30 protein-coding genes and 1 pseudogene are annotated in these 25,729 nt (G+C 71.3%); 12 read left to right on the top strand and 19 right to left on the bottom strand.

Translation table 11 applies throughout. The features are described from left to right. Positions 1-72 precede the first annotated feature (72 nt). From BJY28_RS06095 to BJY28_RS06085, 3 genes are read left to right on the top strand one after another with little or no spacing between them, the layout of a single operon-like run. On the top strand, positions 73-927 hold the full coding sequence (locus BJY28_RS06095; RefSeq protein WP_179462209.1) for a transporter substrate-binding domain-containing protein: 855 nt from the start codon (positions 73-75) through the stop codon (positions 925-927). Continuing rightward, positions 924-1,799, top strand: coding sequence for an ABC transporter permease subunit (locus BJY28_RS06090; RefSeq protein WP_179462208.1), 876 nt, complete (start codon positions 924-926; stop codon positions 1,797-1,799). Before BJY28_RS06095 ends, BJY28_RS06090 begins: the two co-directional genes overlap by 4 nt. Then, a complete protein-coding gene (locus tag BJY28_RS06085) occupies positions 1,799-2,530 on the top strand; it encodes an amino acid ABC transporter ATP-binding protein (RefSeq protein ID WP_179462207.1) in 732 nt (243 codons plus the stop codon). Before BJY28_RS06090 ends, BJY28_RS06085 begins: the two co-directional genes overlap by 1 nt. Here the strand turns inward: BJY28_RS06085 and BJY28_RS06080 are convergent. Together BJY28_RS06080 and BJY28_RS06075 are read right to left on the bottom strand one after the other, a co-directional pair. Further along, positions 2,527-3,072, bottom strand: coding sequence for a hypothetical protein (locus BJY28_RS06080; RefSeq protein WP_179462206.1), 546 nt, complete (start codon positions 3,070-3,072; stop codon positions 2,527-2,529). The genes BJY28_RS06085 and BJY28_RS06080 overlap by 4 nt on opposite strands. 53 nt (positions 3,073-3,125) lie before the next feature. Then, positions 3,126-3,758: a DUF2461 domain-containing protein gene (locus tag BJY28_RS06075; protein WP_179462205.1), complete on the bottom strand. Its 633-nt coding sequence runs from the start codon at positions 3,756-3,758 to the stop codon at positions 3,126-3,128. A 60-nt stretch (positions 3,759-3,818) separates the two neighbouring features. On the opposite strand from BJY28_RS06075, the pseudogene BJY28_RS06070 reads away from it, so the two are divergent. Next, positions 3,819-4,160, top strand: a pseudogene (locus BJY28_RS06070) (SDR family NAD(P)-dependent oxidoreductase); the annotation flags it as partial. Between the two features lie 21 nt (positions 4,161-4,181). Here the strand turns inward: BJY28_RS06070 and BJY28_RS16795 are convergent. Then, positions 4,182-4,382: a VOC family protein gene (locus tag BJY28_RS16795; RefSeq protein ID WP_343037177.1), complete on the bottom strand. Its 201-nt coding sequence runs from the start codon at positions 4,380-4,382 to the stop codon at positions 4,182-4,184. Between the two features lie 19 nt (positions 4,383-4,401). Here BJY28_RS16795 and BJY28_RS06060 point away from each other — a divergent pair, with 19 nt between their 5' ends. Then, a complete protein-coding gene (locus BJY28_RS06060) occupies positions 4,402-4,968 on the top strand; it encodes a hypothetical protein (RefSeq protein ID WP_179462204.1) in 567 nt (188 codons plus the stop codon). 22 nt (positions 4,969-4,990) lie between these two features. On the opposite strand, the gene BJY28_RS06055 is transcribed toward BJY28_RS06060, so the two are convergent. The 4 genes from BJY28_RS06055 to BJY28_RS06040 form a co-directional block, all read right to left on the bottom strand. Beyond that, positions 4,991-6,205: an ATP-binding protein gene (locus tag BJY28_RS06055; RefSeq protein ID WP_179462203.1), complete on the bottom strand. Its 1,215-nt coding sequence runs from the start codon at positions 6,203-6,205 to the stop codon at positions 4,991-4,993. A 311-nt stretch (positions 6,206-6,516) separates the two neighbouring features. After that, positions 6,517-7,560 carry a zinc-dependent alcohol dehydrogenase family protein gene (locus BJY28_RS06050; protein ID WP_179462202.1) on the bottom strand — a complete coding sequence of 348 codons (1,044 nt, stop codon included), beginning with the start codon at positions 7,558-7,560 and terminating at the stop codon, positions 6,517-6,519. Positions 7,561-7,591: 31 nt separating this feature from the next. After that, positions 7,592-8,722 (bottom strand): serine hydrolase domain-containing protein, encoded by a 1,131-nt coding sequence (locus BJY28_RS06045; protein WP_179462201.1) that lies wholly within the window; start codon positions 8,720-8,722, stop codon positions 7,592-7,594. A 4-nt stretch (positions 8,723-8,726) separates the two neighbouring features. Next, positions 8,727-9,743 carry a YihY/virulence factor BrkB family protein gene (locus BJY28_RS06040; protein WP_179462200.1) on the bottom strand — a complete coding sequence of 339 codons (1,017 nt, stop codon included), beginning with the start codon at positions 9,741-9,743 and terminating at the stop codon, positions 8,727-8,729. A 225-nt stretch (positions 9,744-9,968) separates the two neighbouring features. On the opposite strand from BJY28_RS06040, the gene BJY28_RS06035 reads away from it, so the two are divergent. Genes BJY28_RS06035 through BJY28_RS06025 form a run of 3 tightly spaced genes read left to right on the top strand, consistent with a single transcriptional unit; the run spans position 9,969 to position 12,372 of the window. Beyond that, positions 9,969-11,072 carry a hypothetical protein gene (locus BJY28_RS06035; protein ID WP_179462199.1) on the top strand — a complete coding sequence of 368 codons (1,104 nt, stop codon included), beginning with the start codon at positions 9,969-9,971 and terminating at the stop codon, positions 11,070-11,072. After that, positions 11,069-11,539, top strand: coding sequence for a hypothetical protein (locus tag BJY28_RS06030; RefSeq protein ID WP_179462198.1), 471 nt, complete (start codon positions 11,069-11,071; stop codon positions 11,537-11,539). The genes BJY28_RS06035 and BJY28_RS06030 overlap by 4 nt, the downstream gene beginning before the upstream one ends. A 23-nt stretch (positions 11,540-11,562) precedes the next feature. Then, positions 11,563-12,372, top strand: a complete 810-nt coding sequence (locus tag BJY28_RS06025) for a GIY-YIG nuclease family protein (RefSeq protein WP_179462197.1) — start codon at positions 11,563-11,565, stop codon at positions 12,370-12,372. A 50-nt stretch (positions 12,373-12,422) separates the two neighbouring features. On the opposite strand, the gene BJY28_RS06020 is transcribed toward BJY28_RS06025, so the two are convergent. The 9 genes from BJY28_RS06020 to BJY28_RS05980 all read right to left on the bottom strand — a co-directional run bounded on the left by BJY28_RS06020 (position 12,423) and on the right by BJY28_RS05980 (position 19,713). Then, on the bottom strand, positions 12,423-13,175 hold the full coding sequence (locus tag BJY28_RS06020) for an ABC transporter permease (protein WP_179462196.1): 753 nt from the start codon (positions 13,173-13,175) through the stop codon (positions 12,423-12,425). Between the two features lie 2 nt (positions 13,176-13,177). Further along, positions 13,178-13,915, bottom strand: coding sequence for an ABC transporter permease (locus tag BJY28_RS06015; protein WP_179462195.1), 738 nt, complete (start codon positions 13,913-13,915; stop codon positions 13,178-13,180). Continuing rightward, a complete protein-coding gene (locus BJY28_RS06010; RefSeq protein WP_179462194.1) occupies positions 13,912-14,832 on the bottom strand; it encodes an ABC transporter ATP-binding protein in 921 nt (306 codons plus the stop codon). Before BJY28_RS06010 ends, BJY28_RS06015 begins: the two co-directional genes overlap by 4 nt. A 149-nt stretch (positions 14,833-14,981) precedes the next feature. Continuing rightward, positions 14,982-15,569 (bottom strand): hypothetical protein, encoded by a 588-nt coding sequence (locus BJY28_RS06005; protein WP_179462193.1) that lies wholly within the window; start codon positions 15,567-15,569, stop codon positions 14,982-14,984. After that, positions 15,566-16,441 carry a DUF7224 domain-containing protein gene (locus BJY28_RS06000; RefSeq protein ID WP_179462192.1) on the bottom strand — a complete coding sequence of 292 codons (876 nt, stop codon included), beginning with the start codon at positions 16,439-16,441 and terminating at the stop codon, positions 15,566-15,568. The genes BJY28_RS06005 and BJY28_RS06000 overlap by 4 nt, the downstream gene beginning before the upstream one ends. A 296-nt stretch (positions 16,442-16,737) precedes the next feature. Beyond that, complete coding sequence (locus tag BJY28_RS05995) at positions 16,738-17,379, bottom strand: ATP-binding cassette domain-containing protein (RefSeq protein WP_343037162.1); 642 nt, start codon at positions 17,377-17,379, stop codon at positions 16,738-16,740. Between the two features lie 91 nt (positions 17,380-17,470). Next, complete coding sequence (locus BJY28_RS05990) at positions 17,471-17,884, bottom strand: hypothetical protein (RefSeq protein WP_179462190.1); 414 nt, start codon at positions 17,882-17,884, stop codon at positions 17,471-17,473. A 172-nt stretch (positions 17,885-18,056) separates the two neighbouring features. Continuing rightward, complete coding sequence (gene leuE, locus BJY28_RS05985) at positions 18,057-18,725, bottom strand: leucine efflux protein LeuE (RefSeq protein ID WP_179462189.1); 669 nt, start codon at positions 18,723-18,725, stop codon at positions 18,057-18,059. 82 nt (positions 18,726-18,807) lie between these two features. Further along, a complete protein-coding gene (locus tag BJY28_RS05980) occupies positions 18,808-19,713 on the bottom strand; it encodes an AEC family transporter (RefSeq protein WP_343036989.1) in 906 nt (301 codons plus the stop codon). 130 nt (positions 19,714-19,843) lie between these two features. Between BJY28_RS05980 and BJY28_RS05975 the strand changes: the two genes are divergently transcribed. The 4 genes from BJY28_RS05975 (at position 19,844) to BJY28_RS05960 (ending at position 22,344) form a co-directional block, all read left to right on the top strand. Further along, a complete protein-coding gene (locus BJY28_RS05975) occupies positions 19,844-20,962 on the top strand; it encodes an L-talarate/galactarate dehydratase (protein ID WP_179462188.1) in 1,119 nt (372 codons plus the stop codon). Continuing rightward, a complete protein-coding gene (locus BJY28_RS05970) occupies positions 20,959-21,633 on the top strand; it encodes a FadR/GntR family transcriptional regulator (RefSeq protein WP_179462187.1) in 675 nt (224 codons plus the stop codon). Before BJY28_RS05975 ends, BJY28_RS05970 begins: the two co-directional genes overlap by 4 nt. Before the next feature lie 250 nt (positions 21,634-21,883). Continuing rightward, positions 21,884-22,156 carry a hypothetical protein gene (locus BJY28_RS05965; protein WP_179462186.1) on the top strand — a complete coding sequence of 91 codons (273 nt, stop codon included), beginning with the start codon at positions 21,884-21,886 and terminating at the stop codon, positions 22,154-22,156. Beyond that, positions 22,153-22,344: a hypothetical protein gene (locus BJY28_RS05960; protein ID WP_179462185.1), complete on the top strand. Its 192-nt coding sequence runs from the start codon at positions 22,153-22,155 to the stop codon at positions 22,342-22,344. Before BJY28_RS05965 ends, BJY28_RS05960 begins: the two co-directional genes overlap by 4 nt. Positions 22,345-22,474: 130 nt before the next feature. Here the strand turns inward: BJY28_RS05960 and BJY28_RS05955 are convergent, their stop codons facing one another. Genes BJY28_RS05955 through BJY28_RS05945 form a run of 3 tightly spaced genes read right to left on the bottom strand, consistent with a single transcriptional unit; the run spans position 22,475 to position 25,727 of the window. Next, positions 22,475-23,776 carry an enolase C-terminal domain-like protein gene (locus tag BJY28_RS05955; protein ID WP_343036988.1) on the bottom strand — a complete coding sequence of 434 codons (1,302 nt, stop codon included), beginning with the start codon at positions 23,774-23,776 and terminating at the stop codon, positions 22,475-22,477. A gap of 26 nt (positions 23,777-23,802) precedes the next feature. Next, positions 23,803-24,198 carry a universal stress protein gene (locus BJY28_RS05950; protein WP_179462184.1) on the bottom strand — a complete coding sequence of 132 codons (396 nt, stop codon included), beginning with the start codon at positions 24,196-24,198 and terminating at the stop codon, positions 23,803-23,805. Next, positions 24,195-25,727 carry a tripartite tricarboxylate transporter permease gene (locus BJY28_RS05945; RefSeq protein ID WP_179462183.1) on the bottom strand — a complete coding sequence of 511 codons (1,533 nt, stop codon included), beginning with the start codon at positions 25,725-25,727 and terminating at the stop codon, positions 24,195-24,197. Before BJY28_RS05945 ends, BJY28_RS05950 begins: the two co-directional genes overlap by 4 nt. Between the last annotated feature and the right edge of the window lie 2 nt (positions 25,728-25,729).

Here is a 25,729-nt window from a genome sequence, read left to right as displayed (position 1 = left end):
CCGCAGACGGATGCGGGCGGGGGCACGAATAATGGGGCGGGTTCGACCCCCTTCACCCCCGATGGAGTCCCTGTGCGCGCCACCCGATCCACCCTCGCCCTGCTCTCCCTCGGCGGCCTGCTGGCCGCCGGCTGCACCGCTCCCGCCGAGGAGTCCGAGACCTCGTCGTCCGCGTCGCAGGACTGCTCGAAGGAGTCGTTGGAGACTCTCGAGGAGGGCACCCTGACGGTGGCCACCGACGACCCGGCCTACGAGCCGTGGTTCGTCGACAACGAGCCGAGCAACGGCGAGGGCTACGAGTCGGCGGTCGCCTTCGCCATCGCCGAGGAGCTGGGCTTCGCCGAGGACGAGGTCACCTGGACCACGGCCACCTTCAACACGGTGGTGGCCCCCGGCGACAAGGACTTCGACCTCGACCTCAACCAGGTCTCGATCAGCGACGAGCGCAAGCAGTCCGTGGACTTCTCCTCCGGCTACTACGACGTGCGCCAGACCGTGGTCACCACCGAGGGCTCCCCGCTGGCCGACGTCACCAGCGTGGACGAGCTGGCCGAGAGCACGCTGGGCGCGCAGGTCGGCACGACGAGCTACACCGCGATCACCGACACCATCCAGCCCGGCCCCGACCCGTCGACCTACGACACCAACGACCAGGCCGTGCAGGCGCTGAAGAACGGGCAGATCGACGGGATCGTCGTCGACCTGCCGACCGCCTACTACATGACCGCGGCCCAGCTCGACGACGGCGTCATCGTCGGCCAGCTGCCGGCCGAGGAGCAGCCGGAGCAGTTCGGCGCGGTGCTGGCGAAGGACAGCCCGCTCACCGGTTGCGTGACCCAGGCCGTGGACGCGCTGCGCGAGGACGGCACGCTCGAGGAGCTGCAGCAGGAGTGGCTCACCGAGCAGGGCGCGCCCGAGCTGTCGTGAGCACCAGCACCTCTGAGCCGGGCACCGACGCCTGGGAGCCCTCGGCGCACGAGCGCGAGCGGGAGGCCTACCGGCGCAAGCAGACCATCCGCAGCGCGGCGATCGCCGCGGTCAGCACGATCGTCGTCGTCGGCGGCGCCGCGCTGGCCGTGGTCAGCTCGCCGGGCTGGCCGCGGGTGCAGGAGACCTACTTCTCCTGGGACAAGGCGGTCGACTCCTTCCCGGCGGTGCTCGACGGGCTGTGGCTGAACATCCGGGTGACCGTGCTGTGCGCGCTGCTCATCCTGCTGGTCAGCCTCACCGTGGCGATCGCGCGGACGCTGCGGGGGCCGGTGGCCTTCCCGCTGCGGCTGCTCGGCACCGCCTACGTCGACACCTTCCGCGGGCTGCCGCTGCTGCTCGTGCTCTTCCTGCTCGGCTTCGGCGGGCCGGCGCTGGAGCTGCAGGGGCTGCCCACGTCGGCGCTCTTCTGGGGAGCCAGCGCGCTGGTGCTCAGCTACTCCGCCTACGTGGCCGAGGTCTTCCGCGCCGGCATCGAGTCGGTGCACGCCAGCCAGCGGCTGGCCTCCCGCTCGCTCGGGCTGAGCCACGCGCAGACGCTGCGGCATGTCGTGCTGCCGCAGGCCTGGCGCCGGGTGCTGCCGCCGCTGATGAACGACCTCGTGTCGCTGCAGAAGGACTCCGGGCTCATCGCCGTGCTCGGTGTCGTCGACGCGATCCGGGCGGCGCAGATCGAGACGGCCAGCGACTTCAACTACACGCCGTACGTTGTCGCCGGGGTGCTCTTCATCTGCCTCACCGTGCCGATGGCCAGGTTGACCGATGCCTTCGCCCGGCGACAGGGCTTCCACGGTGCGGGCGGGATGCTCTGATGGCGCTGCTGGAGATGCGCGGGGTGCGCAAGTCCTTCGGCGACCACGTCGTGCTGCGGGACGTGTCGCTGTCGGTGGAGGCCGGGCAGTGCGTCGTGCTCATCGGCGCCTCGGGGTCGGGCAAGTCGACGCTGCTGCGCTGCGCCAACCTGCTCGAGGTCGTCGACGACGGGGTGATCGAGGTCGACGGGCAGGAGATCACCGACCCGCGGGTGGACGCCGACGAGGTGCGCTCGACGATGGGGCTGGTCTTCCAGAGCTACAACCTCTTCCCGCACCTGTCGGTGCTGGAGAACGTCACCCTGGCGCCGCGCAAGGTGCACAAGGTGGCGAAGGGGGAGGCAGAAGAGCGGGCGCACGCGGCGCTGGCCGACGTGGGCCTGGCAGAGAAGGCGCACGCCCGTCCGGACGACCTCTCCGGTGGCCAGCAGCAACGGGTGGCGATCGCCCGGGCGCTGGTCAACCGGCCGCGGCTGCTGCTGCTGGACGAGGTGACCTCGGCGCTGGACCCCGAGCTCGTCGGCGAGGTGCTCGAGCTGCTGGGGCGGCTGCGCAGCGAGGGGATGACCATGCTGCTCAACACCCACGAGATCGACTTCGCCCGAGACGTCGCCGACCACGTGTGCTTCCTGCACGCCGGGACGGTGCACGAGTCGGGGACGGCCGAGCAGGTCATCGGCGACCCGCAGCAGGAGCGGACCCGGGCGTTCCTGTCGCGGGTGCGCCGCTAGGAGGTGGCGCCGGGCTGCTCCCAGGTGAGCTCGACGGTGGTGCCCGCGTCCATCGTCGGGGTGGAGAGAGCGAGGGTCTCCCCGGCCGCGAGGGTGAACTCGTCCGGCACGTCGGTGAGGCTGATCCCGCCCTCTCCCTTCAGCGACATGCCCTGGCTGGTCTCCAGCTCGACCTCGTCGTCGTCGACGTCGGTGACGGTGATGGTGAGCTCCCCGGTGAGGGTCTCCACGTCGACCGAAGCGCCCTCGCTCGCCGGCAGCTCGACCTCGGTCGGGCCGTCGGGGGTGCTGGCGCTGCTCGCGGTGCCCGAGGTCGGGGGCGAGGGAGATGGGGTCCGCCAGCCGCTCCAGTCCGTGGCCGTCACGGTGATCGTGCCGGCCGGCTCGGCAGGGCCGCTCGTGCCGCACGCGGCCAGCAGCACGGGGGCCGACAGGGCGAGCGTGGACAGCGCGGCCGCCCGCCGCGTGGCCGTCGGCATCCCGGCGGCGCTGGGTCGCGGTGGGCGGATGGTCCGGCACCTGGCGGTGCTGTCACTCGTCATGGCCGTGACGCTATGCCGGGGATCGCCGGCCCACCATGGGGAGCACTGCCCTCTCAGCGGGCGGTGGCGGCGATGATCTCCACGAGCGGCCGGACCTGCTCGAAGCGCTCGCGCACCTCACCGACGAGGCGCTCGGTGGTGACGATGTCGCCGTCGTCGATCCAGACCGAGGCGCTGAGCGTCTTGTGCCGCAGCAGCTCGATGCGGGGGTGGTCGACGCTCCAGCCCCGCGGGGTCGTCTTGACCTGGTCGCCGTCGATGGACCAGCCCTGCTCGCGGAGCCGGTCGGTGACCCGCTGCAGCTCCTGGCCGGTGCTCGGGGCGTCGATGGCGGCGCGCAGCGCCGTGAGCCGCGGCGGGTCGAGCCGGTAGCAGCCGCCCCCGATCTTGAAGCCGTCGGCCGACACCTCGACGTACCAACCGGTGGCGTCGGCGGCCGGGATGTAGCCGCCCTGGTGGGTCTTGTACGGGCTCTTGTCCGCCGAGAAGCGCACGTCCCGGTTGGGGCGGAAGAGCTTGGCCTCGCCGTAGTCGTCGAGCTCGGCGAGCAGCGCCGTCATCGGCTCGCGGACGTCGCGCTGGTAGGCCTCGCGGTGGGCGTCCCAGTACGCCTTGGTGTTGTCGAGCTCGAGCCCGGCGTAGAAGTCGGTGGCGGCGTGCGGGATGCCGGTGAAGGGGGCGGGCATGGGTCCATCCTGCCCCGCTCACCGACACCGTCGGGCGGTGGCAGCTCCTAGCCTGGGCGGGTGACCTCAGCGACAGACCTTTCTACCGGCCAGGAGCGCTCCGTGGTCGTCACCGGCGGCTCCGGCGGGGTGGGGCGGGAGGTCGCCGCGCATCTCGCCCACGACGGACACGTCGTCGTCCTCGACCCGAGCCCAAGCGACCACGACCACTCGCGGGTCCACCACCTTCGTGCCGATGCTGCGGATCCTGCTGCTGCGGTGCAGGCCGCGGAGCTCGCGGAGGACCTGGCGCCGCTGACCGGGTGGGTGAACAACGCGGCGGTCTTCCGGGACCTCGGGCTCGACACCGCCTCCGCCGAGGACGTCTCGGCGGCCATCGGCGCCAACTCACCCGGGCAGATGCTGGCGGTCAGGCACCGACGATCAGGTGAGCCGCTCCGCGAGCGCGACGATGATCCCCTCGGGGCCGCGGACGTAGGTCATCCGCCACTGGTCCTGCCACTCGCCGATGCCACCGACGAGCGAGAAGCCCTGGGCAGCAAGCCGAATCGGTTCAGGAGGTGGAGCCTCGGCTCTGACAGTGCCTGCCGGCGCGACGAGCTTCGCGGTAGATCTGACCTTCACCTCGCAGCTTCAGCTGCGGTTGGCGTACGACATCGCGGCGCTCTACGGGATCCCACTAGATCTGGAGGATCCCGAGGACCTGTGGAAGTTCATCCGGATCACGTTCGCGATCAAGGCAGGCGAAGCAACGAGCGGGGTCGCTGTCAAGGCCGCGCCAGCCTTCGTACGCCCGCTGGTCAGGAAGGTCTTCAGCGGCGCGGTCCTGCAGTCGGTCAGGAGCTTGCCGGTCGTGGGGAGATACCTCCTGCAGCGGAACCTCATCAAGTTCTCCGTGCCTGTGGTGGGCATCCCGCTCACTGCGGGAACGAACTACTGGCTGACCAAGATGGCCGGAGAGCATGCCCCCGAGCTCGACGCGCTCGGAGCGGTCCGGGACACGATCCAGGTCGATCGAGATCTGGTGCTGACGAAGATCGCGGAGGCGAAGGGAGCGCGTGAGCACATCTACGACGGGGCCCTCCTCGCCGCTGCGGTCGAAGGTCGGGTGAGTCGCGAGGAGAGCGAGCTGCTCAAGCTTCTATCGGAGCACTGTGGCACCACGTTCGACCGGTCATCGCTGCGCGCCGCGGCGAAGGACTGGGGCTGAGGTCGATCTCGCGCCACCTGTATCACGTCTGCTCGCGCAGGTACCGCCCGAAGTGGGGGACGGTGAAGGCGATACGCCCCCGCTCCCCGGAGTAGATGAGGCCCTTCTTGAGCAGGGCGTCGCGCGCGGGCGAGAGGGACTGGGGCTTCTTGCCGAGGTGGGTGGCGACCTCGGAGGTGGCGACGGACTGGATCTCGTCGAGCGGTTCCTCCCCCTTCTCGGCGATGTCGGCAGCCACGTCGGCCATCGCCCGCAGGTACTCACGCTCCCCCGGCGTCGCCCGCTCGTAGCGAGAGCCAAAGAAGCCGACGGCGAGCTCCGCTTCAGCCTCCGGTGCCGCCACGGTGACGTCGTCGGGGGTGATCGGTGAGCGAGGGGCCTTGTCCCACACCGACTTCCCGTAGGCCTGGATGAAGTAGGGGTAGCCGCCGGTCGCCGCGTAGAGCGCCTCCAGCGCGGCCGGCTCGTACTCCGCGCCCTCGTCCGAGGCGGGCAGAGTCAGCGCCCGCTCGGCCATCTCCCGCGGCAGCCGGTCGATGAGCACGTAGCGGAAGAGCCGCTCGGAGTACGACTTGCTCGCCGACAGCACCGCGGGCAGGTGCGGCAGCCCGGCCCCGACGACGATCACCGGCAGCCCCGACTGGCTGATCTCGTGGCAGGCCGCGCACAGCGCCGAGACGTCGTCCGCCCCGAGGTCCTGCATCTCGTCGATGAAGACCGCCACCCCGCGGCCGAGGTCGGCGGCCAGCCCACCGACGTCGGTGAGCAGCTCGACGAGGTCGATCTCGATGTCACCAGAGTCGGCGCGGCCCTTGACGGCAGGTGCATCGATGCCGGGGTTCCACTGGTCGCGCAGCTTGGTACCGGGCGCGGCGTCGCGCTGCACGAAGGACTTGATCACCCCGAGGACGTGCTCGACCTCCTCGTCCCGGGTGTGCCCGAGCTCGCGCACCGCCTGGTGCAGCGCGCCGGCCAGCGGGCGCCGCAGCCGCTGATCCGGCCTGGCCTCGAGCTTGCCGGTCCCCCACTTCGCCCGCACCGCCGCCGAGCGGAGCTGGTTGAGCAGCACGGTCTTGCCGACCCCGCGCAGACCGGTGAGCACGAGCGAACGATCCGGGCGCCCGGCCGCGACCCGCTTGAGCACGACCGCGAAGGTGTCCAGCTGGTCGTCGCGACCGGCGAGCTCGGGCGGGCGCTGACCCGCACCAGGGGCGTAGGGGTTAGTCACCGGATCCATGAGATCGCAACCTATCCGGCTGTCTAGTCTTCACTGCATACATCTGTAGCGTGTCGCATCGAGACGTCGCCGGTCACGCCGGCCAGAGCCGCCGGGCAGCGCGTCCGCGCGCCTACGTCGGTGCCCCGTGTGGCGGACCAGGGCGCACGGCTGGCACTGCGCCGGTCAGGCTTGCCCGCTCCCCAAGCCACTTCCGTCCCAAAGTCGTCTCCCCCTCAAGTCGCAGGCCTCTGGCTCATGAGGTGACGCACCGACGGAGGCACCCGAAGGGGGATGTGCCTAGCCTCGAGATGCAGCCCGGACGCAAGAGTTCAGGGACGGATGACGGTGACGCCAGCGCTGGCGGGTGTCTCACCGAGCGAGGCCAGCGCGGCCGGAGCCTCGTCCAGCCCGACGACCCGGCCGACGAGGGTGTCGAGGTCGATGCCGGCACGCGTCACGAGATCCAGCATCACCGGGTAGTCGGCGGCGGCGAGGCCGTGGCTTCCGTGGACGGCCAGCTCCCAGGCGATGATCCGGTCCATCGGCAGCGGGATCTGCGCCGCGTCGCCGAAGAGCAGGCCGACCTGGACGTGCCGTCCGCGGCGGCGCAGCGACAGCACGGATGCCGTAGCCGCGGCGGGCGACCCGAAGGCGTCGATGGACACGTGCGCCCCACCGTCCGTCACCTCGTGCACCGCCGCAGCGATCGCGGCCGGGTCCAGCCCGCGTCCGTCGATGGCGGCGTCGACTCCGAGCGCGGTGGCGCGTTCCAGAGCCGCCGGTGCGAGGTCGACTACGACGGCACGCGCGCCGAGCGCCTTCGCCACGAGCACCGCGGACAGCCCCGCGCCGCCCGCGCCGTGCACCGCCACCCACTGATCCGCACGCACCCCGCCGTGCTGGGCCACCGCCCGGTAGGATGTGGCGAAGCGGCAGCCGAGCGCGGCTGCGGTCTCGTCGCGCATCGTCTCCGGCACGGCGACGATGTTGTGGTCGGCGGCATGCAGCGCGACCTGCTCGGCGTACGAGCCCCAGTCGCTGAAGCCGGGCTGCCGCTGATCCGGGCACACCTGGCTTTCCCCCGCCGCACAGAGCGCGCAGCGTCCGCACCCGCAGACGAAGGGGGTGGTCACCCGGTCGCCGACGCGCCACCGGGTCACGCCCTCGCCGACCTCACGGATCGTGCCGACCAACTCGTGCCCCGGCACGTGCGGCAGGGTCACCGGGTCGTGGCCGGCGAGCACGTGCCAGTCCGAGCGGCACACGCCGGTCGCCGCAACATCGAGGACGGCCCCGCCCGGCGGGCACGTCGGGTCCGGTACGTCCTGGACCGTCGGCTCGACCCCGACCTCGTCGATCACCACAGCGCGCATGCGCTCACCCTAGGAGTGGCGCCCGGACGGGTCAGCCGAGCTCCTGGATCTCGATGAAGAGCCCCATGACCTCCGGTCCCATCTCGACCTGGGTGAGCAGCACCGCGAGGGTGCCGCGGGGATCGACCCACACGTCGCTGCCCTGCCCACCGGACCAGCCGAACCGGCCCGCGTGCGGCCCGGACGTCTGCACCCCGACGCCGAAGCCCCAGCCCATCCCATCCCAGAAGCCCGGCCCGTACGGGAAGCTCTCCGGCGTCTTCAGCGCGGCATCGACCTGGTCGCTGGTCATCATCGCCACCGACTCCCGGGAGAGATAGCGCCGCCCGCCACCCATGCCGCCGCCGGCGAGCATCTGCGCGAAGGTGGCGTAGTCCGAGGCCGTCGAGACGAGCTCCCCGTGGCTGACGTCGAAGGGGGCCGGCCCGGCGTAGAAGCCGCCGTGCAGCGGCATCGTCTCGACCAGCCCGCCCGGCTCGTGGCGGTAGGCGGCGGGCAGCCGCTCGAGGTCGTCCTGCGGCACCCAGAAGCCGGTGTCGGGCATGCCGAGCGGGTCGAAGACATCCGCGCGCAGGTGCTCGCCCAGCGGGCGGTCGACGACCCGGGAGAGCAGCACCCCGAGTACGGCGAAGGAGTGGTGGTAGCGCCACACCTCGCCCGGCTGCCCCACCAGCGGCAGATCGGCGAGCGCGGCCAGCCACTCGTCGGCGCCGACCGGCGGCGGCTCGGCCCCGGCCTCCAGCCCGGCCTCCTGCATGGCTGCGCCCAGCGGGCTGGTCGGGTCGACGATGCCCAGGCCGCTGGTGCAGGTGAGCAGGTGGCGCACGGTGATCGGCCGCGCGGCGGCCACGGTCTCCTCCAGCGGCCCGTCGTGGCGCGCCAGCACCCGCGGTTCGGCGAGCTCGGGCAGCCACCGCGCGACCGGCTCGTCGAGGTCGAGCCGCCCCTGCTCGACGAGGCGGAGGGCGGCGACGGCGGTCACCGCCTTCGTCATCGACTGGACCTGCATGACCGCGTCCGCGCGCATCGGCGGCCCGTCGAGCGCCATCCGCCCGACGGCGACGAGCTCGCGCTGCCCGTCGCGGGAGAGCAGGGCGACCGCTCCGGGGACGGTGCCGTCGTCGACGGCGCGCTGCAGGACGGTGGTCAGCGAAGGAGCCATGACCTCACCCTGCCACCGAGGAGTCGGTCGTGCGGGTCGGCCACTCCTTCTCGATCTCGGCGTTGAGCTCGGCCCCGAGCAGCACCGCGATCGCCGAGACCCACAGCCACAGCACGACGGCGATCGGAGTGCCGAGCTGCTGGTAGACCTGCTCGCCGCCCTCGATGCTGCTGCCCTCGAAGAAGAGGTACGCGCGCAGCCCGGCCGCCGCGGCCAGCCAGAGCGCCATCGCCAGCACGGCCCCGGGCAGGTCGCGACGCCACGGGGTCTGCCAGGGCACCCCGACGTGGTAGAGCGTGGCCAGAGCGGCGATGACCAGTGCGCCCATCGCTGGCCAGTACGCCCAGTCGAGGAGCTGCAGGGTGGCGTCGGCGATGCCGTCAGGGGCGAGCGCGCGGATCAGCCGCGGCCCCAGGACGAGCAGCGGCAGGATCGTCACCGCACCGAGCAGGCCGGCCACGGTCAGGCCCAGCGCCAGCAGCCGGGTGCGGCCGCGGCTGGCGCGCGGCGGCAGATCGTAGGCGATGGTGATCGTCTCGAGGATGCGGTTCATCGCGCGCGAGCCGGTCCACAGGCCGAGCAGCAGCCCGATGCCGATGACGTCGACCCGCCCCGACTCCAGCACCGGGCGGACCAGCGACTCGTAGGCGGCGTAGGTGGAGTCGGACATCGCCGCGCTCGGCACGGTGAAGACCAGCCGCTCCAGCTCCTCCTGGCCGTCCTCTCCGAGCGCCTCGGCGACGTAGCCGAGCGAGCCGAGGACGACGAGCACCAGCGCCGGCAGCGAGATGAGGGTGAAGAGGGCGACCTCGGCGGCCAGCCCGGGCACCCGGTCCTTCATCGCGTCCCGAACGGTGGCGATCCCCAGGCGAAGGGCGGTCCGCACCGGCGCCGGGGATGCCTCCACCGCGGTCGTCGCGCGGTCGGTCACCCTCTGCCGCAGCGCGTCCCGGCGCGCGGCGAGCTCGTCCAGGCGTGGCTGCACGCGCTCGCGTGCTGCTCGCCACCGCTGGGTGCTCATGCCTCCATCGTGCCGCGTCGCCGGCGCACCTCCCGAGGCGACCATGCTGGTGGTGGGGAGCGCTACCCATCGCGCGCACGCCAGGGCACGGCTAGCCTCCCGACGAGCACGTGTTGCCCGAGACTGACAACCATGGGGGTAGTGGAGATGGCTCCGGTCACGCATGGCGCAGACACGGCCGCGCTCAGGAGCACCGGCAGCCAGCTGGTGACACTGGCGGGCCGGATGCGCGAGGTCGAGAGCTCCGGAACGGGCATGATCGAGGTGCTGGCTGGTTCGTGGGCAGGACCCGACCTCGACCGCATGTCGGTCGACTGGCAGCACGCACGCGGTCAGATCGTCGCCGCTGGTGACGCACTGGGTGCATTCGGTCGACGCCTGCAAGAGGAGGCACAGCAGCAGGACGACGGCAGCGCCGCCCACGCCGGAGCAGCGGCGCCGCACGGGGTTTCTGCGGCGTCGGCCGCGAGCCCGCTCGCCGCGACGGTCGCTGCGGCCCTGCCTCCGCCGACCGACGCTGGTCCTGACGACCACGCTCGCGAGGCCGAGGGCGCCCGACAGGACCGTGGGCGTACGAGCGTCGACCGACGAGGTAGCAGCGGCGAGGGCTCGGACGGGACCGACGGTGGCAGCCCGCCGCCCAAGGGACTCGGTGAGCCCGTCCCCGGGACCGATCTGGACGAGCAACCCGAACCACCGAAGTGGTCTCCTCCCGACCAGGGTGCCGGTGAGTACGACTCGGAGTGGGCCAGCCCCAAGGACTTCGCCACCAAGTACGCGGCAGAGGCGGGCGCCCTGGCGCTGGCCGGTGCCTGGCCGGATGCGTCCCGGAACCTGCAGCACTTCCTGGGAAACTCCGGAGACCCGTTGGAGCAGGATGTCGACGCGATGCTGGAGGACGTGGAGAGCTTCCAGGCGCAGGTCGACACCCAGACCGACCAGCTGGCTCAGGAGGCCGTCGACCAGGCGCGTGCCGACGGGATCACCGAGCCGGTGACCTACCCGGTGAACACCCCATGGGCGGGGCACTACCTGGGCGAGGATGAGAGCAAGAACTGGTTCTTCGCCACCGGCGGGATGAGCTACAACCAGACCGGACAGATCACCGTCTACCCGCCGGAGACGCCTGGTGGGCCCTACCGGTACGAGACGGAGAGGACCGTCAACTACCGGGACCAGTACAACTGGGACAAAGGGAAGGGTGTCGACATCCTCGGGATCGAGGTCACCGACGCGCAGCTCGCCGAGCTGCACCGTGCCGGGCTGGCTCGGGAGTACACGATGTACGGGAACTCGTCCCCGCAGACCACGTCAGGAGAGGTCTCATGAGCCTTCGCCCGTTCGCCGTCGTCACCCTCACTCTCCTCGCGCTCGCGGCTTGCTCGACCGATGCCCCGGGCACCGACCGCAGCAGCGGCGCCTCCTCGAGCTCTGACGTGGCGACGGACCCTGCCGAGGCTCTGGGCCGGGCGGGTCTCGCCCTTCCCTCCGGGGCGACGGCCGCGTCACTGGACGTCGTCGAGGTCGAGGACGCCGACGAGGCCTACGCCGTCAGCTTCCAGCTGGCCCGCAGCCAGGTCGAGGAGTTCTGCAGCTCGGGCGGCCTCGGCGGCTCGCTGCCGGCGGTCACCCTCAACCCCACGCACGAGCCGGTGCTGGGCGCCCTGCCGGTCTCGTCCGAGTCACGCTCGTGCGACGCGGTGGACCCGGACAACCCGAGCTGGTGGCGGTACGTCCTCGTGGACCCTGGTGACCCCGCGACGGTGCACGTCTCGCTCATGCACGTCCCACGCTGACCCGGCGAGGCACACTGCCGGTCATGGCACTGACTCTCGGCACCATCCTGCAGGGCGAGACGATCGATCCTGGTGAGGCGCTGGCGATCCGGCACAGCTTCGTGGCGATGCACGAGGACGGCGAGGCAGGGATCCACGCGGACTCGACCGACGCCGAGATCCTTGCCTACACCAGCCGCCAGTCGCTGACCTCGCGGCACTTCCCGGCGGACCCGCCGCGCACCTGGCTCGTCTTCGTCACCGACGGCTCCTACCGGGCCCGCCTGTGGCGGGTGCTGGAGAACCACGGCGAGGTGCACCGCGACGACACGCTGCGCCACTTCGACCTCCGAGAGACCGGCGCGCTGGCCGACCTGCAGGACCGGCTGGTCATCCACTGGCCGGCACCGATCACCTGGCGGGTGCACGGCGCCACCGCCGCCGACTACCCGGTGCTGGAGATCGCCGACGCGGCGCGCGAGCCCTTCCCCGGGTTCGACCGGCTGCGGCTGAGCCACGCGACGCTGCAGGCGGTGCTACGCGAGCACCGGTACGAGCACTGGCGCAGCGCGCTGTCGTCCGTCGCCGGCATCTACCTCATCACCGACACCCGCGACGGACGCCAGTACGTCGGCAAGGCCGACGGCGCCGAGACGATCCGGCAGCGCTGGTCGGCGTACGCCGCCGACGGGCACGGCGGCAACGTCGGGCTGCGAGGCCTCGACCCGAGCACCTTCCGCTACTCGGTGCTGCGCGTCTTCGACCGGGCCACTCCCCAGGCGGTGATCAACGACGCCGAGTCCCACTTCAAGCAGGCGCTGGACACGACGCGGCACGGTCTGAACGGCAACTGAGCCCAGCGACGGGGTCGGACCTCGACCGCATCGGACCCCACCGCCCGACGTCAGGCAGCCACGTCCCGACGGTCCAGCGACCGCCCCGCCACAGCCACGACCACGACCGTGAGTAGGGCGGTGGCCGCGAGCACGGCGCCGACCGCGCCCAGGGTGAGCGTGCCGGAGTCACCGAAGGTGCCGGTGGACAGCTGGGTGCTGCGCGCCGCCAGCGCGTACGGCAGGACGAAGATCGCGCCGGTCACCTTCGCGTTGAGCAGCAGCACCGAGATGCCGGCCCCGACGAGCGCGACCGCGATCGGAGCCGCGAAGGAGCGGGTGCGCATCGAGAGCCAGGACTGCAGGGCCGCCAGCGGGATGCACCCCAGCATGATGAGCACGCTCACCCCGAGCAGGTCGGCCGGCAGCATCCCGGGCAGCCCGAAGACGACCTTGCCGAGCACGAGGACGGTGGCGAGCATGACGAGCTGCATGATCGCCGCCAGGCCGGCGATCACCGCCGTCTTGGCCCGCACGATGCTGCCGGAGGTGGCGGTGCCGGCCATGAGGGCGTTCCAGTTGCCGTCCCGGTGATCCGCCCGCCAGGACAAGGACGCCAGGATCGCGACGCCGAGGGCGAGCGGGAAGAGCCCGAAGAAGACGACGGTGCGCAACCACAGCGTGTGCCAGCCGTCGTCGAGCGCGGCGCCCGAGACGACGGTGTTGACGGTGCCCGCGCCGGCCATGATCACCGGCAGCAGGACGACGATGATCCAGCTCTGCGAGCGCTTGAGCTTGATGAGCTCGGGACGAAGGGTCGGCATGCTCAGACCTCCTGGCGGTCGAGTCGACGGGTGAACCAGTAGAAGAGGGCGCCGCCGAGGGCGGCGAGCACGGCCACGCTGAGGTAGGAGGGTGTCAGCGTGACGGCGTGGTCACCCTGGTACTCGGCGGCCTCGATCAGTGCGTAGTAGCCCCACGGCGTGAGGTGGGCCAGCCATGCCGGGAAGGCGCCGGCCGACAGCGCGATGACGGTCCCGAGGATGCCCAGGCCGAGCGGAAGCAGCTGGTTCTCGACGCGTGCCGACACGATCAGGTGCAGGGCGAGCACGACGAGGTTCACGACGATCGCGCTGAGCGTGTAGCCCACCCAGAGACCGGTCGGCGTCGCAGTGACCGCGCCCAGCAGGGATCCGGCGGCGAGGACCAGCAGCGAGGCAGCGGTGGTGGCGACGGCGACGACCAGGCCGGTGCTGACCAGCTTCGCCCGGCAGAGTCGACCACGGCTGGAACCGGCGGTCATGCTCATCAGCCAGCCGTTGCTCTGGTGCTCGATCTCCATGGTGCGGCTGGCGATCACGGCGAGGAGCAGGGGGGAGACCATGGCGGTGGACAACCCGAGGCCGGCCAGGGCGGTGGCCCACAGGTCTCGAGTGTCGGCTCCGCTGGCGGCGGTGCTCACCAGGCTCAGCCCGGCGATCCCGAGAACCATGACGACGGCGAGCAGGCCGACGCGCAGGTGGCGCATCTTCGCGTACTCGGTACGCACGGCGAGGGCGGTCACAGCTGGCCCCCGCTGGTGAGCTTCATGAAGACGTGCTCGAGGGACTGCTCGTCGCGACGCACCCCGTGCACGGCCGCCCCGGCGCAGACCAGGTCCTCGACGATCCGCTCGGTGGTCGGGGTGTCCACCCCCGGCAGACGGAGGGTTCCCCCTTCGGCATGGCCGGTGCTGTCCAGCTGCACCGAGATCTTGTCCCGCAGGACCTCGCCGGCACGCTCGGGCTGCGAGGTGTCGATGAGCAGATCGGGTGCGGACGCGGCGAAGAGCTGATCCCGGGTGCCCTGGAAGATCACCCGCCCCGCGCTGAGGATTCCCAGATGGTCGGCGACCTTGTCGATCTCCTCGAGCAGGTGGCTGGAGATCATCACTGTGATGCCCTGATCGGCGAGGTAACGCAGGAGCCCGCGGATCTCCTCGATGCCGGCAGGGTCGAGACCGTTGGTGGGCTCGTCCAGGACGAGCAGGTGGGGCTCGCGGGCCAGCGCCATGGCGATCCCGAGGCGCTGCTTCATCCCGAGGGAGTACTCGCGCACCCGCTTGTCCATCTGCTCGGTCATCCGCACGGTGGCGACGGCGCGCTCGACCTGGGCCCGCTCCAGGCGGAGGGAACGCTGGACGATCATCATGTTCTCGGCACCGGTGAGGTGCCCGTAGCCCGGCGGGGCCTCGATGAGCGACCCGATGCCCCCGAGCAGCTGGCGGCGGGTGTCCCGGGTCATCTGGCGACCGAAGATCTCGACGTCACCCTCGGTGGGGCGGACCAGGGCGAGCAGCATCTTCATCGTCGTCGACTTGCCCGACCCGTTGGGCCCGAGGAACCCGTAGACCGAGCCGGCGGGGATCCGCAGGTTGAGGTCGTCGACGACCGTGCGCCTGCCGTAGCGCTTGGTCAGGTGATGAGTACGAACGACATCCATGTCCTCGACTCTCCCGGAGCACGGTGCCCAGGTCGTCCGTCGGAGGGCGGATCCTCGACTGATACCTGGGTAGGACGCGTTCGTAACGCGGCCCGGTGCGAGCTAGCCCGGGTCGACGCGATGGGTGGCCAGAGCTAGCCCGGGCGAGGTCAACCGAAGTGGTGCGCGTCCGGGTCCCGTCGTCGCGGGCCGAGCGCAGTGAGCACCAGGCCGATGAGGAAGACCGTTGCGGCGACCAGCCACGGCCACTCCGCTGACGGTTCGGCCTGCACGATCCGCACGTACCGCGCTGCGGGGTTCCCCGGTCCGTACACCAACGAGAGCATGGTCACGCCGGCGGCTGCCAGAGGTCCCAGCGCGACGGAGCTGGTCACTGATGCGGCGCCGACGAGGCCGAGGCACAGCAGCAGGTTGCGCCCTGTCATGAGGGAGGCGCTGCCCGAGAGAGATAGGGCTGCCAGAGAGCAGAGCCCGACGGACGCCAGCAGGATCGCGTCGAAGACGAAGATCGGCCGTGCCGCCGTCTGCGCGTGGTGCGTCAGGCGCGACCGGAAGGCCCAGCCGAGCACGATGGCCGAGGCGAGGGGGAGCAGCGCGGTCCAGGGCAGGACGCTGCTCCCGCCGCCGAGAACGGCCGGCAGCTCGACGATCCCGCCGGCGGCTGAGGCCAGCAGCACCACGACCAGCGAGACGAGACCCAGCGCCGTTGCTCGACGGGAGGCGAGGTACCACGTCATGCAGAAGATCCGTCGCACTCGGCTACGGCCTGCTGGATCCATGCCCGTTGAGCCGGAGCGCCGAGCGACGATGCGCGCGCGGCCTGCTCCGATACAGGACCGAACCTCTCGTCGATCTCCTGCTGACTGAGACCGCTCTGCAGCAGCACGAACGAGCGCACGTCCGAGCCTCCCGCGGAGTCGCACCCGAGATGCTGAACCACGGACAGCGCAAGGGCACCGCGCTGCTCCTCAGGTGTCGTGTCCGGCGACCACGAGAACGTCACACCAGCGGCATCGGGGTTCTCCGACCACGACGTGGGGAGCCGGGAGCCCAGGGCCCCGAGGTCTGTCGTCACTGACGCTGTCGAAGACACGATGGCGGAGAGGTCGTCCTCGTTCTCCGGCCACACGCACACGTCCACGCCCTCACCAGACCGGCAGACCAGCTCGCTCTGCCGTGGTTCCGTCGCGGTCTCGCTGCCGCCCCTGCCGAGGACGAAGGCCGTCGATCCGGCGACCACGAGAACCGCGAGCGCCGTCGCCGCGAGATGACGGTGCCGTGCCAGGGTGACCAGGCTGCCCACGAGCAGGATCCCCGCGACGAGAAGCGTCGTCACCAGAGTCCGCGTCGCCAGCTGCTCCTGCGGGAGGCAGCACATCGCTCCGCCTCCGGTGATGGTCGACGCCCGCCACCACGGCTCGATCAGCACGAGAGGGAAGGCGAGCCAGGCGTACCAGCCGATGAGGGCCACCGGGGTCGCGGCGTACCGCGGGAGCACGATGCCTGCGACGGCTCCCGCGACGACCGCGGTCACCAGCGTCATCGCGCCGAGCACGTTCCACGCAACCGCCCCAGCGCTACCGAGGTCAGGGTTGGCAACGGCGATCATCGCAGCAGTGATCAGTGCAGCGGCGCCGAGGGGGCGGAGCACGGTCGGGACCAACGCTCGGAGACGTTCGCCCCCGGCAGCGTGTCCCCGCACCCACGCTCGGAGCCGACCGCTCTCCCACGCCGCCCATGCGCTGAGAAGGGGAGCGCTGAGGACAGCCGAGATCCATGCCTGGGCCGTGGCCGACACCGAGTATCGGTTAGGTTGCGCGCCGTCCGCCAGGGCAAGCGCTGTGGCGACCAGGATGAGCGGCAGGATGAGGATCAGATGCGACCAGCGGACGGATCGTGCGAGGGTCACCTGGAGTCGCCGATCGTGCTCAGGAACGCGCTCTCCGCGGGCCGTGGTCCGGCACCACGCCGGAGGAAGTCGACCATCTCTCCCTGGTAGGCGACCGTGCCCTGGTGCAGGACGATCACGTGCTCGTACATGTCCGAGGCGTCGTCCACCTGGTGCGTCGACAGCAGGCAGGGGACAGTGAGCTCGCTGATCAGGGTGCGGAACCTGGCCCGCTGCTTGGGGTCGAGCCCTGCGGTCGGTTCGTCGAGCAGCACCATCTGACCCGGCCGTGCCAGCGCCTCGGCGACGCCGAGCCTGCGCAGCTGGCCCCCGGAGAGCTGGGTGGCCGGTCGCCCCGCCAGCTCGTCCATCGCCACCTGCCCGGTAGCCTCGCTCGCTCGACGCGCCGCCTCCGCACTGCTGCACCCGCCGACCCAGCTGGCATAGGTGACCTGCTCCAGGACGGTCAGCCCAGGGACCGGAACGATCTGCTGAGGCATCAGGGCGACCAGCTGGCGGCGTCGCCGCTCGTCCAGCGAGCGGCCCCCGATGGAGATGCGACCGCTACTCGGACGTGTCGCTCCTGAGAGGACCTTGAGCAGTGTCGACTTGCCCGCACCGTTCTCTCCCAGCAGCAGGGTCCGGCCCACCGTCGGCACCGAGCCTGATGCGGTGGTCAGCGCCCGGACCCTCCCGTACGAGTAGGTGAGCTCGGAGAACACGAGAGGGCCGGGCGCGATTGCCACAGAGTCAGTACCTCACGATCACGGTGTTAGCGTTCAGGCTGTACCGGCCGTACAGATCCTTAATCGAGAAATGGTAGTCACCACGCTGGACATCGCCGTAGTACAGCGTCGTATTGGAGCACGTGTTGCCCTGCTTGACGTTAACGTCAGGTACCGGCCACTGACGATTCCGATACACGGCCACCTTGACGTGCCGGCTGGTTTGGGTGCCCGAGCATCCGTAGAAGGCCACACGACCCTTGTAACTGTCGGTGTTCTTGTCGACCCAGGTCCGGGATCCGTACCCTTCCATGACGCCTCGGAGGCTGGATCTCCAGGAGCCCTCCGCCCAGGCGGGTGATGCGAACGCCACGGCGGAAACCGTTGCTGCCAAGGCGACTCCAGTCCGTCGCACCGACATTGCAGTGTTCTCACGCATGTCGACTCCTCGTCGTTCGATGGTTCGTGATCGAACAGTAGAGCGGTTCCCACAAGGGCGCATCTTGAACGGGTTGGGCCCCCGTACCCGTGGTGCAACCGCAGCTCATCGTCGTGCCTGCGGGGGTGCCCGGACGCGGGCGAGGCTGCCCCGCTCGACTGCCCCTGCTGCGTCAAGCGCTGGCGATGGACAGCTTGACGGCGAAGCCGAGGAAGACGGCACCGACGCCGGTCGAGCCGGCCGCGGACAGGCCACGACGCCGGCGGAAGAGATCAGCCAGGCGGGTGCCGCCGAAGATGAGCACGCTGAGGTAGGCCATGCTCGCCACCGTGGCCAGCGTGCCGAGCGCGAGGAAGGACAGCCACGGCTGGGCGTAGCCCGGGTCGACGAACTGCACGAAGAAGGCGACGAAGAAGAGGATCGCCTTCGGGTTGAGCAGGCTGATCACCAGCGCCCGGCGGAAGGGCCGCTCCCCCGCGACCGGCGTCAGCCCCTGGTCGGCGGCGGCCGCGTCGATCTCCTCGCTGACGCTGCGGCGGCTGCGCCACAGCGACCAGCCGCCGCGCAGCATCCCGAGGGCCAGCCAGCCGAGGTAGCCGGCGCCGAGGTACTTCACGACGGCGAAGGCGAGCTCGTTGGCCTGCAGCAGCGAGGCCACCCCGGCGGCCGAGAGGGTCATGAGGATGATGTCGCCGACCCACACCCCGGCCGCGCCCTGGAAGCCCTGACGCACCCCGCGGCGGGCCGCGACCGAGAGCACGTAGAGCGAGTTCGGCCCCGGCAGCAGGATGATGACGACGAGGCCGACGAGGTAGCTCGAGAGGTCGGTGATGCCCAGCACCAGCGCAGTGTGGCAGCGGCGGCTCGTCGGCCGCCAGTCAGGAGGCCAGCTGCGCGGCGCCGCCTGGCCTCGCGCCCTTCCCTCAGCCCAGCACCCACGCCAGCACCATCGCCAGCGGCAGGGCGGCGAGGGTGGTGACGAGGATGGTCTCGCGGGCGACGTCCCGGCCGGTGCGGTAGCGGGTGGCGTGCAGGAAGATGTTCTGCGCCGACGGCAGCGCGGCGGTGAGCACGACACCGAGCAGGGCCGGGCCGCTCAGGCCGAGCGAGACCGCGACCGCCCAGGCCACCACCGGCATGACGATGAGCTTCAGCCCGGCGGCGAGCGTGACCTCGCGGACGTGGCCGGTGCGCCCCACCGGGGGTGACAGGCGCAGCGCCGCCCCGTAGGAGACGAGCATGAGCGGGATCGCCGCGCCGGCGAGCAGCTGCAGGGGCGCGTCGACGATCTCGGGCAGCGTCCAGCCGGTCGTCGCCAGGACGACCCCGACGACGGCCGCCACAGTCAGCGGATTCGTCACCAGCCGACGCACCACCGCCCCGAGCCCGAGTCCCGCGCTGCGCGCTCGGTCGAGCACCATGAGCGCCGCCGGCTGCACGATCATCATCTGCAGCAGCAGCGTCGGCACGACCACCGCCACGTCACCGACCACGTAGGCGGCGATGGCCACGCCGAGGTTGCCGACGTTGGCGTACGAGGCGGCCAGCGACCCGATGACCACCTCACCGGTCGGCAGCCGCCACCGCAGCCGGGCGACCAGTGCGTAGGTCGTCAGCGCCAGGCCGAGCGCCACCGCGGAGGCGACGATGTTGCTGCCCGCGGCGGCCAGGTCGATCCCGGCGATGGTGACCACCATGAGCGCCGGGGTGGCGACGAAGAAGGCGATCTCCCCCATCGTCTGGACAGCGCGCTCGTCGAGCACCCTGCGGTGGGCGAGCCCGGCGCCGACGGCGATGACGAGCAGGATCGTCACGAACCCGACGACCACGCGCCGTCACCGCCCTTCGTCTCGATCTGCCGGTCCACCCAGAAGGTCGCACACCACCCGCTGGACAAACTCATCATACAAATTACATACTCATGCTATAAGCACGTACCTCCACCGTCGAAGGACCCTCATGGCAGACGCGATCCGCTCCCTGACTCTCTCCCACGTCGTCCTCCCGCTGGAGAACCCGGTGAGCGACGCCAAGGTCCTCACCGGCCGGCAGAAGCCGCTCACCGAGACCGTCCTCCTCTTCGTCGAGGTGAGCACCGAGCAGGGCCACCAGGGCATGGGCTTCAGCTACTCGAAGCGGGCCGGCGGCCCGGCGCAGTACGCGCACCTCAAGGAGATCGCCGAGGTCGCGATCGGGCAGGACCCGGCCGACATCGACCGGATCTACCAGTCGCTCATGTGGGCCGGCGCGTCCGTCGGCCGCTCCGGCGTCGCCACCCAGGCGGTCGCCGCCCTCGACGTCGCCCTCTGGGACCTCAAGGCCCGCCGCGCCGACCTGCCGCTGGCCAAGCTGCTCGGCAGCTATCGCGACTCGTGCGCCGTCTACAACACCTCCGGCGGCTTCCTCCAGGCGAGCGTCGAGGAGATCAAGGAGAAGGCGGACGCCTCCCTGGCGAACGGGATCGGCGGCATCAAGATCAAGGTCGGGCAGCCGGACTGGCGCGAGGACCTGCGCCGGGTCGAGGCGATCCGCGAGCACCTCGGCGACGTCCCCTTCATGGTCGACGCCAACCAGCAGTGGGACCGGGCGCGGGCGCGGCGGATGTGCCGCGAGCTCGAGGGCTACGACCTCGTCTGGATCGAGGAGCCGCTCGACGCCTGGGACGCCCTCGGGCACGCCGATCTCTCGCGCACCTTCGACACCCCGATCGCCACCGGCGAGATGCTCACCTCGGTGCCGGAGCACATGGCGCTCGTCGACGCCGGCTACCGCGGGATCGTGCAGCCGGACGCGCCGCGGATCGGCGGGATCACGCCCTTCCTGCGGTTCACGACGCTGGCCTCGCACGCCGGCCTCGCGCTCGCCCCGCACTTCGCCATGGAGATCCACCTGCACCTGGCCGCGGCCTACCCGATCGAGCCGTGGGTGGAGCACTTCGAGTGGCTGAACCCGCTCTTCGAGGAGCGCATCGACATCCACGACGGGCGGATGTGGGTGCCGGACCGGCCGGGTCTGGGCTTCACCCTCAGCGAGCGGATGCGGCAGCTGACGAAGGAGAGCGTGACACTGGGGTCATGACGACCCTCGCCCACCGCGTGGTCAGCGGCCTCAAGGAGCAGATCCTCAGCGGCGCGCTGGCGCCCGGCTCGCAGCTGCCGAGCGAGTCTCGGCTCATCGACGAGTTCGGCGTCTCGCGCACGGTGGTGCGCGAGGCGGTGACCCGGCTGCGCGCCGAGGGCCTCGTGGAGACGCACCAGGGTCGTGGGTCCTTCGTGCTCGCGGTGCCCGAGCCGTCGCCCTTCGCCGGGGAGACGGCCCAGATCCGTTCGCACGGCGACGTGCTCGCGATGATCGACTTCCGCCTCGGGGTGGAGTCGGAGGCGGCGGCGCTGGCCGCGCGGCAGCGCAGCGACGCGGACGTGGCAGCGATCGGGGAGGCGCTGGCCGAGCTCGGCCGGGCCGGGCACGAAGGGGCGGTGGCCGCCGACTTCGCCTTCCACCGGGCGGTGGCCGCGGCGACCGGGAACCGCTTCTACCTCGAGCTCGTCGAGTCGCTGGGGCCGATGATGATCCTGCTGCCGCGCACCCGGCTCGGCGAGGAGCACTCGGTCACCGACGCGGCGCACGTCGCCCGGCTGCAGCGCGAGCACGAGGCGATCGCGGAGGCGGTGCTCGCCGGGGACGCCGAGACGGCGCGGGCGGCGATGCGGGTGCACCTGGGGAGCACGCGGCGGCGCGTCGACGGCTGAGCGTACGGCCCCCTTCGACGCCTCCCCTGCCCAGGTGCGGACGAGGGCCCATCCACATCCCGCCACTCCCGCCCTCCGTCGCCCACACCACCAACTGCGATAGATCGCCAGTCGTGCGTGGTTCGTATCGTCAACGCACGACGCGGACGAAGGGAGGCATCGCGTGGACGGACTTCTTGCATGGTTGTCGTCGCCAGGATTCGGTGGCGCAGCCGCAGTGGTCGCCGCGTCCCTGGCCTACGCAGGTGCCATGCACGCCCGCCGGAGCGCGGAGATGCGCGAGCGAGAGAGCCGCTGGTGGGAGCAGGCGCGCTGGGCGTCCGAACAGATCGTCTCGGCCGATGACCCGCGAACCGTGCTCGGCGTCGCCGCGCTGCGACAGCTCGTGGACGAGGGCGACGGCGAAGAGGCGTCGCGCTTCGCCGTGCACGCGCTGTCGGTCGTCCTCGAGGCCACCGACGACGTGGACACCCCGCCGTCGGTGGACCACACTGGGAGCACGAGCCTGGAGGACGATCGATGACCACGTCGCAGGATCAGCAGCCAGAGGTCAGGTACCACGACCGCAGCCATGAGCGGCGGTCTGCGGACGGACGCCTCATCGTCTCGCGGGCGGTGAAGCGTGAAGCCGCCAAGGTGTACGTGAAGGCTGCCGAGAGGATCGACGAGCCGGTCCCCGGATGGGTCCGTGATCTTGCGAACGAGACCTGACGCGCCCTGACTCTGCACCACCCACGGCGGGCCGGTGCGTCCCCGTGGCGACAGACGCTCACCTTCGTCGCAGGCGCTTGGCTTGCAAGGTAGGGGGATCCAGCTGCCTAGGGGGTTGAGGTCTCGGGGTTCACCAGCGGGAGGTGTTGGGGGTGAAGGTGGGGTCGATCGAGCGCATGTAGACCGTGTCCTCGCGCCGCCGCACCCCGCAGCGCAGGTACTGCTCGTGCAGCTCGCCGAGCAGGTCGCCGTCGAGCTCGACGCCGAGCCCGGGCGTCGTCGGCACCGCCACCTCGCCGCCGGCGAAGTCGAGCACCCCGGGCCGGATGACGTCCTGGGTCTTCCACGGGTAGTGGGTGTCGCAGGCGTAGGTGAGGTTCGGCGTCGCCGCGGCCAGGTGCACCATCGCGGCGAGCGAGACCCCGAGGTGGGAGTTGCTGTGCATCGACAGCCCCAGCCCCCAGGTCTGGGTGATCCCGCCGAGCAGGGCCGAGCGCCGCAGCCCGCCCCACAGGTGGTGGTCGGAGAGCACGACCTGCACCGTGTCGGCGGCGATCGCCGGCGGCAGGTGCTCCATGGCGATGACGCACATGTTCGTCGCCAGCGGCACGTCGACCTGCGCGGACACCTCGGCCATGCCGGCGATCCCCGGCGTCGGGTCCTCGAGGTACTCGACGACCCCGGCCAGCCGCTCGGCCACCCGCACCGACGTCGTAGGGGTCCACGCACCGTTCGGGTCCAGGCGCAGCGGCATCCCGGGGAAGGCGTCGGCGAGCGCCTCGACCGCCGCGCACTCCTGCTCGGGCGGCAGCACCCCACCCTTGAGCTTGAGCGACCCGAAGCCCCAGCCGTCGACAATCCGCCGGGCCTGGGCGACGAGCTGGTCGGGCCCGAGCGCCTCGCCCCAGCCGTCCTCCGGCTCGCCGGGGTGCCCGGCCCAGCGGTAGAAGAGGTACCCGGAGAAGGGCACCTCATCCCGGACCGCGCCACCGAGCAGCGCGCTGACCGGCACCCCGGCCCGGCGTGCCTGGATGTCCAGGCAGGCCACCTCGAAGGGCGAGTACACCGTCTCCAGGGCGGAGTCGACGTCGAGCATCCCGCCGAAGCTCGCCCCGGCCGCCGCGCCGCCGCGCTCCTGCGCCAGCACGTCGGCGACCAGCGCCCGGAGGTCGTGCAGGTCGAAGGGGTCGTGCCCGCCGAGCCGGTCGGCCACCGCCTGCAGCCGGGCCAGCTGGGCCTCGTCGCCGTAGGTCTCGCCGAGCCCGAGCAGCCAGTCGTCGGTGCGGATCTGCAGGATCGCCCGCAGCGCCCACGGCGGGTGGACGCCGACGACGTTGAGCAGCGGCGGGTCGGCGAAGGCCACCGGGGTGACCTCGACGGCCGCGATCCGCGAGCCCCGCCCGCCGGCGGTCACCGGATCGGCGGCGGTCACCGGGTGGGACGTGCCGGGGCCGGTGGTCACCGGGTGGGCTTGACGGCCAGCACCGGCACGTCGAGCTGCAGCAGCAGCCGCTGGGCGTCGCTGCCCATGACGAGCTTGCCCACCGGGCTGCGCCGCCGCAGGCCGATGACGACCATCGACGCACCGGTCCGGGCGATGAGGTCGTCGAAGACGTCGACGATCTCGGTGCCGTGCTCGGCCTGCTCGACGGTCGCGGTGACCCCGGCGTCCTGCGCGGTCTGCTGCAGCCGGGCGACCTCGCCCTCCGGGAGCATCTCGGCGTCGATGGTGCTGCCCTTGCGCGGGGAGTTGAGGATGACGACGTCGTCGCCGTGGGCGGCGGCCTCGGTGAGGCCGTGCTGCAGGGCGGCCTCGCCCTCGGCGGTGGGGACGTACCCGATGAGGATGGTCATGCGTGCTCGTTCTCCTTGGTGGGGGTGGACTCGGGGTCGCTCTCGCCGGCGCGGCGGCGACGGACGACCTTCGCGATCATCGGCCACAGCGCGGCGACGAGGAAGATCACGAGGATCGTCCCGGAGATCGGCCGGGAGAAGAAGCCGCTGGCGTCGCCGTCGAAGATGATCATCGAGCGGCGCACGTTGGCCTCGACGATCGAGCCGAGGACGAAGGCGAGGACCAGCGGACCGGGCTCGAAGCCGGCCTTCTTCATGAGGTAGCCGATGAGACCGAAGACGATCATCACGTAGATGTCGAAGGTCGAGTTGTTGATCGTGTAAACGCCCAGCACCGTGATGAGGACGGTGATCGGGGCGAGGATCGCCGGGCGCACCCGCAGAATCTTCACGAAGAGGCCGACCAGCGGGATGCTCAGCAGCAGCAGGATGAGGTTGCCGATGTACATCGAGTTGATGACGCCCCAGAAGAGGTCCGGGTCCTCCTCGACGAGCTGCGGGCCGGGGGTGACCCCGAGGATGAGCAGCGCGCCGAAGAGGATCGCCATCGACGCGTTCGCCGGGATGCCCAGGGTCAGCAGCGGGATGAAGGAGGAGGTGGCGGCGGCGTTGTTCGCGGTCTCCGGGGCGGCGACACCCTGCACGGCGCCGCGGCCGAAGCGCTCGGGGTGCTTGCTGATCCGCTTCTCGGTGGCGTAGGCGGCGAGCGAGCTCATCACCGCGCCGCCGCCGGGCAGCACGCCGAGGAAGAAGCCGATGCCGGAGCCGCGGGCGATGGCGCCGGAGGAGTCGCGCAGGTCCTTGCGGGAGGGCCAGACGTTGCCCACCTTCGCCGGGGCGTGCGCCTTGCCGTGCCGCTCCTCGAGGTTGTAGAGGATCTCGCCGACACCGAAGAGGCCCATCGCCACGACGACGAAGTCGATGCCGTCGGAGAGGTTGACGCTGCCGAAGGTGAGCCGCTCGGCACCGCTGAAGCTGTCCCGGCCGACGGTCGCCAGCAGCAGACCGACGCCGGCGGCGACGAGCGCCTTGACCCGGTGGCCGGAGCCGATGGTGGCGACGAGCAGCACACCGAGCAGGGCGAGCGCGGCCATCTCCGGCGGGCCGAAGTCGAGGGCGTAGCCGGCGATGACCGGGGCCAGCAGGGAGAGGCCGATGATCGAGACGGTGGCGCCGACGAAGGAGCCGATCGCGGCGATGCCGAGCGCGGTGCCGGCCTTGCCCTGCTTGGCCAGGGCGAAGCCGTCGAAGACGGTGACCACCGAGCTGGCCTCGCCGGGCAGGCGCAGCAGCACCGAGGTGATCGTGCCGCCGTACTGCGCGCCGTAGAAGATGCCGGCGAGCATGATGATCGCCGAGACCGGGTCGGCGCCGTAGACGATCGGCAGCAGGATGGCGATGGTGGCGGCCGGGCCGAGGCCGGGCAGGACGCCGATGAGCATCCCGATGAGGACGCCGATGAGGCAGTAGAGCAGGTTCTCCGGCTGGAGGACGACGCCGAAGCCGTCGATGAAGGCAGTCAGGTCCATGT

This window comes from Janibacter alkaliphilus (assembly GCF_013408565.1).
In the GTDB taxonomy this organism is placed as follows: Bacteria; Actinomycetota; Actinomycetes; order Actinomycetales; family Dermatophilaceae; genus Janibacter; species Janibacter alkaliphilus.
This window is presented reverse-complemented; position numbering and strand designations above follow the sequence as displayed.

Excerpts from the sequence above, each read along its gene's own strand:
- BJY28_RS06050 (WP_179462202.1), bottom strand. The coding sequence starts at position 7,560 with ATGCGCGCTGTGGTGATCGACGAGGTCGGGGTCGAGCCGACGGTCCAG.
- BJY28_RS05975 (WP_179462188.1), top strand. The coding sequence starts at position 19,844 with ATGGCAGACGCGATCCGCTCCCTGACTCTCTCCCACGTCGTCCTCCCG.
- BJY28_RS06010 (WP_179462194.1), bottom strand. The coding sequence starts at position 14,832 with ATGGATGTCGTTCGTACTCATCACCTGACCAAGCGCTACGGCAGGCGC.
- BJY28_RS06080 (WP_179462206.1), bottom strand. The coding sequence starts at position 3,072 with ATGACGAGTGACAGCACCGCCAGGTGCCGGACCATCCGCCCACCGCGA.
- BJY28_RS05950 (WP_179462184.1), bottom strand. The coding sequence starts at position 24,198 with ATGACCATCCTCATCGGGTACGTCCCCACCGCCGAGGGCGAGGCCGCC.
- BJY28_RS06085 (WP_179462207.1), top strand. The coding sequence starts at position 1,799 with ATGGCGCTGCTGGAGATGCGCGGGGTGCGCAAGTCCTTCGGCGACCAC.
- BJY28_RS05945 (WP_179462183.1), bottom strand. The coding sequence starts at position 25,727 with ATGGACCTGACTGCCTTCATCGACGGCTTCGGCGTCGTCCTCCAGCCG.
- BJY28_RS05990 (WP_179462190.1), bottom strand. The coding sequence starts at position 17,884 with ATGCGTGAGAACACTGCAATGTCGGTGCGACGGACTGGAGTCGCCTTG.
- BJY28_RS06040 (WP_179462200.1), bottom strand. The coding sequence starts at position 9,743 with ATGAGCACCCAGCGGTGGCGAGCAGCACGCGAGCGCGTGCAGCCACGC.
- BJY28_RS06025 (WP_179462197.1), top strand. The coding sequence starts at position 11,563 with ATGGCACTGACTCTCGGCACCATCCTGCAGGGCGAGACGATCGATCCT.
- BJY28_RS05970 (WP_179462187.1), top strand. The coding sequence starts at position 20,959 with ATGACGACCCTCGCCCACCGCGTGGTCAGCGGCCTCAAGGAGCAGATC.
- BJY28_RS06035 (WP_179462199.1), top strand. The coding sequence starts at position 9,969 with ATGCGCGAGGTCGAGAGCTCCGGAACGGGCATGATCGAGGTGCTGGCT.
- BJY28_RS06030 (WP_179462198.1), top strand. The coding sequence starts at position 11,069 with ATGAGCCTTCGCCCGTTCGCCGTCGTCACCCTCACTCTCCTCGCGCTC.
- BJY28_RS06005 (WP_179462193.1), bottom strand. The coding sequence starts at position 15,569 with ATGACGTGGTACCTCGCCTCCCGTCGAGCAACGGCGCTGGGTCTCGTC.
- BJY28_RS05965 (WP_179462186.1), top strand. The coding sequence starts at position 21,884 with ATGCACGCCCGCCGGAGCGCGGAGATGCGCGAGCGAGAGAGCCGCTGG.
- BJY28_RS05960 (WP_179462185.1), top strand. The coding sequence starts at position 22,153 with ATGACCACGTCGCAGGATCAGCAGCCAGAGGTCAGGTACCACGACCGC.
- BJY28_RS06000 (WP_179462192.1), bottom strand. The coding sequence starts at position 16,441 with ATGATCGCCGTTGCCAACCCTGACCTCGGTAGCGCTGGGGCGGTTGCG.
- BJY28_RS06045 (WP_179462201.1), bottom strand. The coding sequence starts at position 8,722 with ATGGCTCCTTCGCTGACCACCGTCCTGCAGCGCGCCGTCGACGACGGC.
- BJY28_RS06055 (WP_179462203.1), bottom strand. The coding sequence starts at position 6,205 with ATGGATCCGGTGACTAACCCCTACGCCCCTGGTGCGGGTCAGCGCCCG.
- BJY28_RS06020 (WP_179462196.1), bottom strand. The coding sequence starts at position 13,175 with ATGCCGACCCTTCGTCCCGAGCTCATCAAGCTCAAGCGCTCGCAGAGC.
- BJY28_RS06075 (WP_179462205.1), bottom strand. The coding sequence starts at position 3,758 with ATGCCCGCCCCCTTCACCGGCATCCCGCACGCCGCCACCGACTTCTAC.